The sequence below is a fragment of the Amycolatopsis vastitatis genome, assembly GCF_002234595.1.
GTDB classification, from domain to species: domain Bacteria; phylum Actinomycetota; class Actinomycetes; order Mycobacteriales; family Pseudonocardiaceae; genus Amycolatopsis; species Amycolatopsis vastitatis.
Window position 1 is genome coordinate 118,910 of record NZ_NMUL01000008.1, and the last position, 13,913, is coordinate 132,822.

A 13,913-nucleotide genomic window follows, 5' to 3' on the forward strand; every position below is an offset into this window, starting at 1 on the left:
AACGATCACCTTGACAGAACAGTGCGCCCGCCAACCCGGTGAGGCAGGATCGGGGGGTGACCATTGATCAGGCCGGGGTACCCGAAGCCCGTCCGGGCCCGGCGTTCCCCGAGCACGAAGCCCGCGTCGACGCCCTGAGACGGCAGCTCACCGCGATCGGCGGCGAAGCGACCGTCCGGCTGGCGAAACGGACGTCGAACCTCTTCCGCTCCCGCGCCGCCGCTAAGCACCCGGGCCTGGACGTCTCCGGGTTCACGCACGTCCTGCGCGTCGACCCGGAGACCCGCACCGCCGACGTCGAAGGGATGGTCACCTACGAACAGCTCGTCGACGCCACCCTGCCGCACGGCCTGATGCCGCTGGTCGTGCCGCAGCTGAAGACCATCACCCTCGGCGGCGCGGTGACCGGGCTCGGCATCGAGTCCTCGTCGTTCCGCAACGGCATGCCCCACGAGTCGGTGCTGGAGATCGAGGTGCTGACCGGCGACGGCCGGATCGTCGTCGCCACGCCGGACAACGAGCACCGCGCCCTGTTCCACGGCTTCCCCAACTCCTACGGCACCCTCGGGTACGCGCTGCGGCTGCGGATCCACCTGGAACCGGTGAAGCCGTTCGTGAAGCTCCGGCACGTCCGTCACCACGACCGGGGCAAGTACTTCGAAGCCCTGCGGGAGATCTGCGCGTCGAGCGAACACGAGGGCGAGCACGTCGATTTCGTCGACGGCACGGTCTTCGGCCCGGACGAGCTGTACCTGACGCTGGCCACGTTCACCGACTCCGCGCCCGCGACGAGCGACTACACCTGGCTGGACATCTACTACCGCTCGATCCAGCGGCGCGAGACCGACCACCTCACCGTCCGCGACTACCTGTGGCGCTGGGACACCGACTGGTTCTGGTGCTCCCGTGCCTTCGGCGTCCAGCACCGGCTGCCCCGGCTGCTGCTCGGCCGCCGGTTCCTGCGGTCCTCGGTGTACTGGAAGGCCGTCGCGCTCGACCGCCGGTTCAAGATCGCGCAGCGGTTGCTGAAGCTGCGGCGCCTGCCGCCGGAAGAGACGATCGTGCAGGACATCGAGGTCCCGGTCGGCCGCGCCGCGGAGTTCCTCGAATTCTTCGAGCGGGAGATCCCGATCAGCCCGGTCTGGATCTGCCCGCTGCGGCAGCGGCCCGGCGACGTCCGCTGGCCGCTCTACGAGCTCGACCCCGAAGAGCTGTACGTCAACTTCGGGTTCTGGTCGGCCGTGCCCCTGGCCCCCGGCGAGCGCGACGGCGTGCACAACCGGATGATCGAAGCCGAGGTGACCCGGCTCGGCGGCCACAAGTCCCTGTACTCGGACAGCTTCTACACCGAGGACGAGTTCTGGCGGCTCTACAACGGCGATGCCTACCGGGAGCTCAAGCGGGCCTATGACCCGCGCGAGCGACTGCTCGGCCTCTACGAAAAATGCGTCCGCGGCCGGTGAAAGGAACGAACGTGACCCAGGAAAACATCACCGTCGGTGCCGTGTTCGAGCGGCTGCTCGGCCCTCGTGCCGAGGTGAAGATCACCGCCTACGACGGCAGCAGCAGCGGCCCGGCCGACGCGCCGGTGGCCATCGAGGTGCGTTCGCCGCTGGCGCTGGACTACCTGATGTCCTCGCCCGGTGACCTCGGTCTCGCCCGCGCGTACGTCGCCGGCGCGCTCGAAGTCACCGGCGACCTCTACACGGCGCTGCGTGCCCTGGCCACCCAGGTCGACCAGCTCACCCCGGCCGACCGGCTGTGGCTGCTGCGCAAGCTCGGGCCGCGCCACCTGCGGGTGGTCAAGCCGCCGGCCGAGGAGCACCCGAGCCGGTTCCGGCGCGGGATGACCGCGCTGCGGCACTCGAAGGCGCGTGACAGCGAGGCCATCGCCAGCCACTACGACGTGTCCAACCGGTTCTACGAACTGGTCCTCGGCCCGTCGATGGCCTACACGTGCGCGGTGTTCCCGCACGAAGGCGCCACGCTGGAGGAGGCTCAGGCGAACAAGTTCGACCTGGTCTGCCGCAAGCTGGGGCTCAAGCCGGGGATGCGGCTGCTCGACGTCGGCTGCGGCTGGGGCGGGATGGTCGCGCACGCCGTCCGGCACTACGGCGTCGAGGCCATCGGCGTCACCCTTTCGCGTGAACAGGCCCAGTGGGCGCAGAAGAACATCGTCGCGCTGGGGATCGCGGACCGCGCCGAGATCCGCCACCTCGACTACCGGGACGTCACCGAGACCGGGTTCGACGCGATCTCCTCGATCGGCCTGACCGAGCACATCGGGGCCCGCAACGTGCCCGGCTACTTCCGCTTCCTGGCCGGCAAGCTCAAGCCGCACGGGCGCCTGCTCAACCACTGCATCACCAACCCGGACACCAGCGTCGCGCACCGGTCGCGCGGCTTCATCGACCGGTACGTCTTCCCGGACGGCGAGCTGGAGGCACCCGGCGAGCTCATGACGGCCATGCACGACGCCGGGCTGGAGGTGCGGCACTCGGAGAACCTGCGCGAGCACTACGCGACGACGCTGGCCGGGTGGTGCGCCAACCTCGACGAACACTGGGACGAAGCGGTCGCCGAGGCCGGTGCCGGGCGCAGCCGCGTGTGGGCGCTCTACCTCGCGGCCTGCCGGCTCGCCTTCGAACGGCGCGAGATCGAACTGCACCACATCCTGGGGGTCCGGACCGACAGCGAGGGCGGGATGGGCATGCCGCTGCGCCCCGATTGGGGAGTTTGACCACCGGGGCTGGCCTCCCCGGCCCGGTAATGGAAGAATGGTCTTGAGACCGGGTGTCCGAACGGGGCGTCCAGGCTCACTACAAAGAGTAGGTATTGGTATGGCTCAGGGCAGTGTCAAGTGGTTCAACGGCGAAAAGGGCTTCGGCTTCATCGCGCAGGACGGCGGGGGCCCGGACGTGTTCGTCCACTACTCCGAGATCCAGGGCAGCGGCTTCAAGTCGCTGGACGAGGGTCAGCGCGTGGAGTTCGAAATCGGCCAGGGCCAGAAGGGCCCCCAGGCTCAGCGCGTCAACGTCATCTGAGCCACGAGGCACCCTAAGGCCCTCGCCCCCGACCAGGGGCGGGGGCCTTACTCGTTCCCGCCGGCCCGCGTCTCTCGGCCACCCCGCGTCTCTCGGCCACACTGCGGATTCACAACGGTCAGGTAACGTAGGACGGGTACGAGCGCATCCCCCGTATGCCGGCGTCCGGCCGGCCTCACTTTCGCACCGTGGCCTCGAGGCCGATCGCCGGCAGGAGCGGCGACCCGCCCGGCCGCCTCCAGACCGCTGACCGCCGGGTGTTTCCCGCCCCCGGCCTTCCGCGCCCGGCTCGGTCCGGCGCGGCGTAGACCTCGAATCGAGTAGTGCATGACCGCCTCCGTGAAGGCAGCCCCTCCGGCTCCGAAACCCGTGCTCTCGGGCAAGCAGACGATCCCCGAACTCATCACCATCCGCACGTTCCTGCTCGTCCCCTTCCTCGCGCTCGCCGTCGCCGTCCCGGTGTTCTGGGGGTGGGGCGTCAGCTGGCTCGACCTGACGATCGGCGGCGCGTTCTTCGTGGTGTCGACGCTCGGGGTGACCGTCGGTTACCACCGCTACTTCACCCACGGCTCGTTCCGCGCGAAGCGGGCACTCCGGATCGCGCTGGCCATCGCCGGCGGCCTCGCGGCGCAGGGCCCGGTGATCGGCTGGGTCGCCGACCACCGCCGTCACCACGCCTTCTCCGACCGGGACGGCGACCCGCACTCGCCGTGGCTGTTCGGGACGTCCCCGGTGGCGCTGGCCCGCGGCTTCTGGCACGCGCACATGGGCTGGCTCTTCGGCCGCGACAAGACCAACGTCGAGCGGTTCGCCCCCGACCTGGCCGCCGACCGCGACCTGCGCGTCGTCGACCGGCTCTTCCCGGTGTGGGTCGTGGTGAGCCTGCTGCTGCCGCCGTTGCTCGGCGGGCTGATCACCCTCTCGTGGTGGGGCGCGCTGACGGCGTTCCTCTGGGCGGGCCTGGCCCGGATCTCCTTCCAGCACCACGTGACGTGGTCGGTGAACTCGGTCTGCCACATGATCGGCGAGCGCCCGTTCGCCAGCCGGGACCGCTCGGCGAACTTCTGGCCGCTGGCCATCCTGTCGATGGGCGAGTCCTGGCACAACACCCACCACGCGGACCCGACATCGGCCCGCCACGGCGTGCTGCGCGGCCAGATCGACATCTCCGCCCGGGTCATCTGGGTGTTCGAGAAGCTGGGCTGGGCGTGGAACGTGCGCTGGCCGACGGCGAAGCGGCTGGCCGCGCTCGCCCGCTGACGGACACGGTTGTAAGAAGGGGCACCGTCCCGGCTTCAAGGCCGGGAAGGTGCCCCTCATGACGTCGGATCAGGGGTTGAGCCGGTAGTAGGCCGGCTTCGGGTGCAGGTTCTCGTCGAAGAGGCAGGCCGCGCCTTCGCCGGGGAACACGTCCGGGACCCACGAGTGCCGGTCCGTGAAGCCCCACGTCGTGAACTCGACGCAGCGCGACACCGCGTGGCAGCCGTCCCACAGCTGACCGAAGTAGCTCGCCTGGGTGGCGAGCTTCGCCGCGTCGGGCGGGGTCGGGATCCGGACGTCCGCCTCCGTGACCGCGGTTTCCACGCCGATCCTGGCGAAGCGGGCCAGGTTCTCGCGGTACTGCCCCGGGAAGCCGTACTGGATCGACAGGTGCCCCTGGATGCCGACGCCGTCGATCGGCACGCCCTGCCGCCGCAGCGTCTTCACCAGGTCGTACACCGCGTCGCTCTTCGGGTTGACCCCTTCGATGTTGTAGTCGTTGATGTACAGCTTCGCACCGGGGTCGGCCGCGTGCGCCCAGCGGAAGACGTCGGCGACGAAGCCGTCCCCGAGCTTCTGCCGGAACACCGTGTCACGCCGCGTGCCGTCCTCGTTGAAGATCTCGTTGACGACGTCCCAGGCGCGGATCTTCCCCCTGTACCGCTTGACTTCCGTGAAGATGTGGTCGCGCAGGACGCGCCGCAGCTCGTCGGCGGGCAGCGCGGCCACCCAGTCCGGCAGCTGGGAGTGCCAGACCAGCGTGTGGCCGCGGACCGTCTTGTGGGTCCGCTGGGCGTACCGGACGATCGCGTCCGCACCCGACCAGTCGTACTGGCCCCGGACGGCTTCGACGGTGCCCCACTTCATCTCGTTCTCGGGCGTCACGTTGTCGAATTCCCGCGTGAGCACGGCCCGGTAATCGCTTTCCGAAGCCAGATAGGTCGCGGCCACCGCGCTGCCGACGTAACGGTTGGTGACGTTTTTCAGCGGAACCGAGGCCGCTGCCGCAGGTGCCTGCCACGCGGCAATACCCATAGCGACCACAACCGCCATCAAGGCACGTTTTTTCGGAATTCTTCTGAGCATCTTCGCCCTCCGCAGAACAATGGGGAATCGAAAGTTTCGAGCGTTTCGTTTCAGGTTTCGATGTTCTAGAATCTCCTTCATGACAACGAGGTCTGACAATCTCGAACCGACCGCGTCCCGGGTGACCATCGCCCGGATCGCCGCCGAGACCGGCGTTTCCGTGCCGACCGTATCGAAAGTGTTGAACGGCCGTCCCGACGTCGCCGAAACCACCCGCGCCCGCGTCGAGGCAGTCATCGGTAAATACGGCTACCGGCGCCGGGCCGACGAACGGTCCCGCCGTTCTCGCCTGTTGGAACTGATGTTCCACGAACTCGAAAGCACCTGGGCGCTGGAAATCATCCGCGGGGTCGAGTGCGTCGCCCGGGAAAACGGAATGGCGGTCGTCCTCGCGGAATCGTCGGGGCGGCACACGCCCGGCCAGAGCTGGCTGGAAAGCGTGCTCGCCCGCCGCCCGGTCGGCATCGTTTCGGTCTGCTCGGACTTCACCGGCGGGCAGCTGGCCAAGCTGCGTGCCCGTGACATCCCGCTGGTCGTCGTCGACCCGGCGGGCGCGCCCGGTCCGGAGACGCCCTCGATCGGGGCCACGAACTGGCAGGGCGGGCTGACCGCCACCCGGCACCTCGTGGAGCTGGGCCACCGCCGGATCGCGATGATCGGCGGGCCGGAAGGGGTGCTGTGCAGCCGGGCCCGGATCGACGGCTACCGCACGGCACTGGAGACGGCCGGGCTGGCGTTCGACCCGGCGCTGGTGCGCCGCGGCGACTTCCACGTCCGGTCCGGCTACCGGGAGCTGGCATCACTGCTCACCCTCCCCGACCGGCCGACGGCGGTGTTCGCCGGCAGCGACCTGCAGGCACTCGGCGTGTACGAGGCCGCGCGCGACGCGGGGCTGCGCATCCCGGACGACCTTTCGGTGGTGGGTTTCGACGACCTGCCGATCGCCCGCTGGCTGACCCCGGAGCTGACGACGATCCGCCAGCCCCTGCAGGAGATGGCGGCGGCCGGTGCCCGGCTGGCGATTTCGCTGGCCCGCGGAGTCGACCCGGAGAGCCACCGGCTGGAGCTGGCGACGAGCCTGGTGATCCGGCACAGCACCGCGGCGCCGGCCCACCAGGCCTACCGGGCGCTGACGGGCTGAGCGAGGCAGCCCGGCGGCCGGCCGCCGGCCGGCCGCCGCGGAACCACGCCCGGTCGCCGGCCGCAAGCCGCTCACCAGGGCCATCGCACGCTCTCCGGCGGCCCGAGGTAGCTCGCCCGCAGACCGCCCGTGTCGACCACCAGCTTCTGCACGATCACCGCCGGGTCGACCATCCAGAACTTCAGCACGTGCGGGCCCGGCGCCGTGACGACGTGGCGCGTCGAGGTCAGGTTCACGTTGTCCGAAGTGGTCCGCTCCCACTGGCGGTTCATCGAGGTGTCGTCGGCACCCGTGGCCTTCGTGATGTTCACGACCTGCGGTTCGGCGTCATCGAACGAGACCGCGTACCTCAGCCCGTCGCCCGGCAGCACGTTGCTGCGCGGGGAAAGGTACGCCCACACCGTGACCGGCCCCGTCGTGAACAGCGTCATCCGGTACTCCAGCCGCGGCCCGGCCCCCGGCGCCCGGCTCGCCGCCGTCACCGGGAACGGGGTCATGCCCGCGCCGGTCCGGCCGATGTCCGGGATGCGCCGCCACGAGACGTCCGCCGCGCCGATGTTCGCGCTGCAGTGCTCGGCTTCCATCGACACGTAGCCGCCGGCCTCGATGAACCCGCGTCGCCAAGACGGCGGCAGCGACGGGTTGCGCACGACCGCGTCGACCACCACCGAAGCGCCCGCGCCCGACACCGTGACCGGGACCGTCGTGGTCCCCTTCGGTGCCCGGGCCCAGTCGATCCGCACGGTCATCCGCAGCTCCTCGGTCACCCGGCCGCCGCGCGGCTCGACCAGCACCCACGGCGCTCCGCCGGAAACCGTGCAGCGGAAAGGTTCCCGGCCGCGGTTGAAGACGTCGATGTACTGCGGCGGCGCGCTCTGGTACGGGCTGAACTCCGGCAGCGCCGGACGGCCGGGGGCAGCCGGCCACCACTGCTCCGAGCCGTCGACGGCGACACCGAGCGAAGCCGCGGCGGGCAGTTCGACTCGCCGAACCGCCGGGAAGATGACGTCCGGCAACGCGACGTTGTCCTTCTCCGGCTGCTGCCACGGCGCGTTCGGGCCGTAGCGGGCGACGTCGCCGTAGTCGATGTGCGGCTGGGTCTGGAAGCCTTTCCACTTGCCGCCGACGATGCCGGTGTTGTACTTCTCCGCCATGGCCAGGTCGTCGGCGAAGCGGGCTTCGGTGACGGCGGCCAGCGCGTTCGCCGACGCCCGGCCCTGCGCGGCGTAGAACAGGTTGGTGAACTCGGCCCGCCGGAGCGCGTACAGGTTCGCCGTCGCCTGGACTTCGTACTGCACGAGCTCGTAGAAGGCGTCCCGGTACGCGGCCGGGATCCGGGCCGCGATCTTCGCCGACCGCGCCGCCAGGTCCTGCCACTCCTGCGTGACCGTGTCCAGCTCGCGGTAGTTGACCAGGCTGAACGGCGTCATCTGGTCGTCGTAGGTGATCGCCGCGGCGGTGGCCGGGTCTTGGGCCGGGTCGACGGTGATGCGGCGGTTGAGCAGCTCCGGCTTGCGCCGCGACTGCAGCCGCCCGTAGTCGTGCAGCACCCCGGCGATGTCCGAAGCCGGCGCCGCACCGAAGTTCTCCGAGGCGAATGACCGTTCCCACGTGGACAGTCGTTCGACCGGCAGCGCCGCCGGATCCCAGGCGTAGTCGAGGAAGAACTGCAGTGGCAGCTCGTTGCCCTTCATGTCGCCGACGTTGGCCACCCACAGGCGGTCGTTGCCGTAGGCGAACGCCTGGTGCAGCTGCTCCCACGTGTTCGCGAGCAGCGCGGTGTCGACCCACTTGTAGTTGCGGCCGCCGCCGACGTAGTCGAAGTGGTAGTACAGCCCGTACCCGCCGGGGTGCGGCGGCAGCGACAGGTCGGGCATCTTGCGGATGTTGCCCCAGTTGTCGTCGGTGAACACGACGATGACGTCGTCCGGCGGCCGCAGGCCCTTCGCCCAGTAGCGCTGGACTTCCTTGTACAGCGTCCAGACCTGCGGCACCGTCGTGAGGTCGCGGCCGGTCTCGCGGGCGAGGATCTCCCGTTCGGTGGCGATGATCTCCCGCATCAGCTCGATGCCGTCGCCGTCGGGCAGGCCGACGTCGCCGTTGCCGCGCATGCCGAGCGTGACGACGCCTTCGAAGTCCTCGCGGACCATCCGGCGGATCCCGTCGGTCCAGTAGGCCTTGATCGCCTCGCCGTTGCGGCGGAAGCTCCACTCCCCCGTGCCCCCGTACGGGTCGTGCCCCGGTGTCGTGATGTTCCCAGCCGCGTCGCGGACCGCGGGGACCGCGTGCCGGTTCCACTCCTCAATGCCGCGCATCATCGGCGCCTCGTGCGAGGTGCCCATGACGATGCCGTACTCCTTGGCCGTGGCGTGGTTGAGCGGGTCGTCCTCGGCGAACGCCCGCCCCCACACCGCCGGCCACAGGTAGTTGGCCCGCAGCCGCAGCATGGTCTCGAAGACCTTGGCGAAGAACAGGTGGTTGAAGCCGTTGGGGAACCCGGGCGCCTGGCCCGGGCCGAAGTAGGCTGGGGCCCAGGTGCCGAGCGCCGGGTTTTCGTCGTTGATGAAGAACCCGCGGTACTTCACGTGCGGGGTGCCCAGGCTGAACCGCTCGCGCGGCAGGTGCAGCTCCGCCTGCCGCCGCGGCGGGACGTCCGCCCACCAGTACCAGGGTGAGACGCCGATGCGCCGCGAGACCTCGTAGACGCCGTAGATCACGCCACGCTGGTCACTGCCGGTGAGGACCAGCCGTCCGTCGACGACCTGGCTCAGCGACGTCTCCCACTTCCCGGCGATCCCGGTGACGTCGAGCTTGCCGGCCGCGACCAGCCCGTCGACCAGCGGGCTGTGGCCGAGGGTGCCGACCACGACGACCGGGCCCTGCGCGGGGACGACGTCGAACGACACCGCGGGCCGCACGCCCGTGACGCGCTCGATGTCCGCGGCCAGGTCGCCCACGACCCGGCGGACGCCGGGGAAGTCAGCCGAACCGACCACGATCGTCGCGGCCCTTCCCCGCGACACCAACGGGAATCCGGTTCCGGCTTCGGCCAGGCCCGGCAGGGCGACGGACCCCGCCGCACCGGCCAGCGCGAGTAGTTGCAGGAAGGCACGACGGTGTACCTCGGACGGCACGGCAGACCTCCTGAGTCAGCCCTTCACGGATCCGGTCAACCCGCCGACGATGCGCCGTTCGGCGAGCACGAAGAACGCGAGCGCCGGGATCGCCGACAGGGCGGTGAACGCGAGCACCCTGGCGGTGTCCTGGGAGAAGGCGGACTGGAACATCGCGACGCCGAGCGGGAGCGTGAAGTGCCCGGAGTCGTTGAACACCAGCAGCGGCAGCAGGTAGGTGTTCCAGCTGGTGACGAAGGCGAGCACGGCGACCGTGGTCAGCGCCGGGGTCGACAGCGGCAGCAGGATGCGCCAGAAGAACCCGAGCCGCGTGGTGCCGTCGAGCACGGCCGCGTCCTCGATCTCGCCGGGGATCGCGTGCATGAACGGGCGCAGGATCACGATCGTCACCGGCAGCGAGAACGCCGCCTCCGGGATCGCCACGCCCCAGAAGCTCTCGAGCAGGCCCAGCTGGCGCAGCCACAGGTACAGCGGCAGCGTCGCCACGCCGATCGGGAACAGCAGGCCGAGCGTGAACAGCGTGTAGAACGCCTCGCGGCCCTTGAACTGGTAGCGCGAAAGCGCGTACCCGGCCATCGAGCCGAGCCCGACCGCGAGCGCGGTGGCGATCACCGCGATCAGCGCGCTGTTGCCGAGGAACGTCCAGAACGCGCTCGAACCGAGCACCGAGGCGTAGTTGTCGAACACCCACGGTCCCGGCAGCGCGGCCGGGTCGTTGTTGATCTGACCGTTGGTGCGGAACCCGCCGAGCGCCACGAACAGCAGCGGCACGACGGTCACGCCGACCACCACGATCGCCGCGAGGTAGCCCATCGACAGGCCGAACTTGCCGGACCGCATCAGCCCACCATCCTGGTCAGGGCCCCCTGGGTGTCGCGGCGGAGCGCGAACCGCTGGTACAGCAGGGCGAACACGAAGCAGATGACGAACAGGATCACCGCCACCGCGGAGCCGAACCCGAACTCGTAGCGCTTGAAGCCGTGGTCGATCAGGTAGGTCGCCATCGTCGTCGACGCGTTCGCCGGGCCGCCCGTCGTCATGATCCAGACGACGTCGAACAGCTGGAGCGAGCCGATCACCGACAGGAAGATCCAGATCCGGATGGTCGGCCCGAGCAGCGGCAGCACCACGTGCCAGGTGGTCTGCCACGCCGAAGCGCCGTCGAGCGCCGCGGCCTCGCGCAGTTCGGTGGGTACGCCCTGCAGGCCGGCGAGCAGCAGGATGATGCCGAAGCCGATGTACTTCCAGGTGATCACCGCGAACAGGGTGTAGAGCACGATGCCCGGGTCGGCCAGCCAGTTGTGGACTAGCCCGCCGAGCCCGGCGCTCCTGAGCACCCGGTCGGCGAAGCCGTTCGGCTGCAGCATGAGCGACCAGATGACCGCGGTGATCGCCTCGGACAGGACGTAGGGGGCGAACACCAGGGCGCGCAGCACCGCGCGCCCCCGCAGTTTCCGGTTGAGCAGCAGCGCCAGCCCGATCGACAGCGGCAGCTGCACCACGATCGACAGCCCGGCGATGATCAGGTTGTGGACGATGGCGCGCTGGAACACCGAGCCGGCGAAGGCGTCGGAGTAGTTCTTGAACCCGACGAAGTCGTCGAGCGGGCCGAACCCGTTCCAGTTGAAGACGCTGTAGAACGCCGCGATCCCGATCGGCACCAGGACGAACCCGGCGAACAGCAGCAGGGCGGGCCCGAGCAGCACCGCCAGCTCGAGCCGCTTGCGCAGGCCGGGCCGGTGCTTCCGGGCGGTGACCGCCGGTGCGGACGGCCGCGCCGCCGTCCGCACCGGGGTCGTCGCCGTCGTCACTTGTTGCCCGCCGCGGCCTGGTTGACGGCCGTCACGATGCCTTCGGGGGTGCCCTGGCCGGCGAACATGTTGGCCACCGCGTCGTTCAGCGCGGCGCCGACCGCCGTCGGGAACGCCCGGTCGAAGTACATCTGCAGGTACGGCGCCTTCGTGCCGTAGTCGTAGACCTCGCGGAGCGTGTCGGTCTTCAGCGACTTCGCGGCGACGGTGTTGACCGGCAGGCCGGCCCCCTGCGCGGCGAGCTGCGTCTGCACCGGCTCGCTGCCCAGGTACTGCAGGAAGTCCGCGCACGCCTTCGACGCGCGGGTGGTGCAAGCGAAACCGTCACCGCCGCCGAGCACCGCCGACGGGTCGCCCTGGCCACCGGCGACGGACGGGAACGGGAACCAGCCGACCTTCGAGTCGAGCTGCTTGTCGTCGGTCAGCGACGACATCGTGCCGGGCTCCCAGTCGCCCTGCAGCTCCATCGCGGCCTTGCCGTTGGCGACCAGGCCGGCCGAGCTGCCCGCGCCCTGCTGGGCCGGCGTGCCGGCGAACCCGGTCTGGAACGGCTGCGTGGCCAGGAAGTTCTTGAGGTCCTGCCCGGCCTTCGTCCAGCACGGGTCCTCGAGCTTGACCGCCTTCACCGAACTCTTGAGCACGTCGATCGAGCATTCGCGGACGGCGAAGTAGTTGAAGTAGAAGGCATCCGGCCAGCGGTCCTTGCCACCGACCGAGATCGGCGCGATGTTCTTGGCCTTCAGCTGGGTGACGGCGGCGTTCAGCTCGTCCATGGTCTTCGGTGGGGTGGTGATCCCCGCCTGCTGGAAGAGGTCCTTGCGGTACCAGAAGCCGACGAAGTGCTGCTCGAACGGCACGCCGTACTGCTTGCCGTCGACCTGCCAGTTCTCGCCGAACTTGCCGGTCGTCTGGGTGATCCACGACTTCGTGAAGTCGGTGATGTCGGCGACCTTGCCCGAGGTCAGCTGGGAAGCCAGGTCACCGGCGCCCCACGACTGGTAGATGTCCGGCGGCTCGGCCGACTGCAGGGCGAGCGGGACCTTGGTGCCGAAGTCCTCGTTCTGCAGCGGCTGGGCCTTGATCGTGACGTCGGGGTGCGCCTGGTGGTAGTCCGCGATCACCTTCTCCCAGATCGACTTGATCGGGTCGGTGGTGCCGTTGTGCCACCAGGTCAGGGTGACCGGGCCGGTCGGCTGCGCGGGTGTGTCGTTCCCTCCGCTGCACGCGGAAAGGGCGAGCGGGGCTACGGCCGCCAGGGCGGCGAGAACGGTGATCCGGCGTTTCACAAACATCGTGGGTCCACTCCTGACGACTTCGGCCGAGTTGGACGGGGCGTCACAGCGCCCGGGTTGGCGAAGAGTCTGCTCCGGGGGCAAATGGGATGTCAATCGTTGTCGATAACGTTTTCCACGGTTAGTCTGAGCCGATGCAGCCCAGCTCGAGGGTGACCATCCGTGACGTCGCGGCCCGGGCCGGCGTCTCGGTGGCCACGGTTTCCAAAGTGATCAACGAGCGTTATGGCGTCTCCGCCGCGACGCTCGCGCGAGTCCGTGCGGTGATCGAAGAACTCGGCTACGAGGCCAGCCTCGTGGCGCAGAGCCTGAGAAACCACCGGACGAACGTGATCGGGATCCTGGTCGCCGACCTCGAACCGTTCTCGACCGAGCTGCTCAAGGGAGCCGCGGACGCCATCCGCGGCAGCGGGTTCGAACTCGTCGTCTACTCCGCGGGCGGGCGCACCGGCGACCCGGTGGGCTGGGAGAAGCGCTACCTGTCCCGGCTGAGCGGGACCCTGGTCGACGGCGCCGTGCTGGTCACGCCGACCGTCTCGCTGGAGGTCGTGCCCGGCACACCGGTCGTCGCGGTCGACCCGCACACCGGGCCCTCGCACCTGCCGACCATCGATTCCGACAACCTGCGCGGTGCCCAGCTGGCGACCGAGCACCTGCTCGACCTGGGCCACCGGCGGATCGCGTTCCTCGCCGGCCGTCCCGACCTGCAGTCCGCCGAACTGCGGAAAACCGGGTACCTGCGGGCTTTGACGGGCGCGGGCATCGCCCCGGACGACGACCTGATCCGGATCGGCGCCTACGACCCGGAGGTCTCCGCGGCCTCGGCCCACGCCCTGCTGACCGGCCCGGACCGGCCGACCGCGGTGTTCGCCGCGAACGACATCTCGGCCATCGCGACCGTCGGCGCGGCGCGCGACCTCGGGCTCTCGGTGCCCGACGACCTTTCCGTGGTGGGGTTCGACAACGTGCCCGAGTCGGCGCTCTGCAGCCCGCCGCTCACCACGGTGAACCAGCCGATCCGCGAGATGGGCCACCGCGCGATCGCCATGCTCATCGCGCTGATCAACGGCGACGAGGTCGGGCACACGCACGTCACGCTCGACACCGGCCTGGTCGTGCGGCGCTCGACGCGTGCCCTCACCTGA

At 69.9% G+C, this 13,913-nt stretch carries 11 protein-coding genes; 6 read left to right on the forward strand and 5 right to left on the reverse strand.

What is annotated here, in order from left to right; translation table 11 throughout:
- The first annotated feature begins 56 nt into the window (after window positions 1-56).
- The 4 genes from CF165_RS10470 to CF165_RS10485 all read left to right on the forward strand — a co-directional run bounded on the left by CF165_RS10470 (window position 57) and on the right by CF165_RS10485 (window position 4,304).
- Entirely contained in the window at window positions 57-1,463 is a 1,407-nt protein-coding gene (locus tag CF165_RS10470) for an FAD-binding oxidoreductase (protein WP_093947268.1), read from the forward strand.
- Window positions 1,445-2,740: a class I SAM-dependent methyltransferase gene (locus CF165_RS10475; protein ID WP_205660815.1), complete on the forward strand. Its 1,296-nt coding sequence runs from the start codon at window positions 1,445-1,447 to the stop codon at window positions 2,738-2,740. The genes CF165_RS10470 and CF165_RS10475 overlap by 19 nt, the downstream gene beginning before the upstream one ends.
- A gap of 100 nt (window positions 2,741-2,840) precedes the next feature.
- On the forward strand, window positions 2,841-3,044 hold the full coding sequence (locus tag CF165_RS10480) for a cold-shock protein (protein ID WP_093947269.1): 204 nt from the start codon (window positions 2,841-2,843) through the stop codon (window positions 3,042-3,044).
- 327 nt (window positions 3,045-3,371) lie between these two features.
- Complete coding sequence (locus CF165_RS10485; protein WP_093947270.1) at window positions 3,372-4,304, forward strand: acyl-CoA desaturase; 933 nt, start codon at window positions 3,372-3,374, stop codon at window positions 4,302-4,304.
- A 69-nt stretch (window positions 4,305-4,373) separates the two neighbouring features.
- On the opposite strand, the gene CF165_RS10490 is transcribed toward CF165_RS10485, so the two are convergent.
- Window positions 4,374-5,357, reverse strand: a complete 984-nt coding sequence (locus CF165_RS10490) for an endo-1,4-beta-xylanase (protein WP_240521528.1) — start codon at window positions 5,355-5,357, stop codon at window positions 4,374-4,376.
- 112 nt (window positions 5,358-5,469) lie between these two features.
- Here CF165_RS10490 and CF165_RS10495 point away from each other — a divergent pair, with 112 nt between their 5' ends.
- Complete coding sequence (locus CF165_RS10495; RefSeq protein ID WP_093947272.1) at window positions 5,470-6,531, forward strand: LacI family DNA-binding transcriptional regulator; 1,062 nt, start codon at window positions 5,470-5,472, stop codon at window positions 6,529-6,531.
- Between the two features lie 71 nt (window positions 6,532-6,602).
- Here the strand turns inward: CF165_RS10495 and CF165_RS10500 are convergent, their stop codons facing one another.
- The 4 genes from CF165_RS10500 to CF165_RS10515 are packed head-to-tail and all read right to left on the reverse strand — an operon-like array spanning window position 6,603 to window position 12,768.
- Window positions 6,603-9,665: a glycosyl hydrolase 115 family protein gene (locus tag CF165_RS10500; RefSeq protein ID WP_093947273.1), complete on the reverse strand. Its 3,063-nt coding sequence runs from the start codon at window positions 9,663-9,665 to the stop codon at window positions 6,603-6,605.
- 15 nt (window positions 9,666-9,680) lie between these two features.
- A complete protein-coding gene (locus CF165_RS10505) occupies window positions 9,681-10,505 on the reverse strand; it encodes a carbohydrate ABC transporter permease (protein ID WP_093947274.1) in 825 nt (274 codons plus the stop codon).
- Window positions 10,505-11,476, reverse strand: coding sequence for a carbohydrate ABC transporter permease (locus tag CF165_RS10510; RefSeq protein WP_093947275.1), 972 nt, complete (start codon window positions 11,474-11,476; stop codon window positions 10,505-10,507). Before CF165_RS10510 ends, CF165_RS10505 begins: the two co-directional genes overlap by 1 nt.
- The gene (locus CF165_RS10515; RefSeq protein WP_093947276.1) at window positions 11,473-12,768 is read right to left on the reverse strand and encodes an extracellular solute-binding protein; all 1,296 of its coding nucleotides are present in this window, start codon (window positions 12,766-12,768) and stop codon (window positions 11,473-11,475) included. Before CF165_RS10515 ends, CF165_RS10510 begins: the two co-directional genes overlap by 4 nt.
- Window positions 12,769-12,902: 134 nt before the next feature.
- Here CF165_RS10515 and CF165_RS10520 point away from each other — a divergent pair, with 134 nt between their 5' ends.
- Complete coding sequence (locus CF165_RS10520; protein ID WP_240521529.1) at window positions 12,903-13,913, forward strand: LacI family DNA-binding transcriptional regulator; 1,011 nt, start codon at window positions 12,903-12,905, stop codon at window positions 13,911-13,913.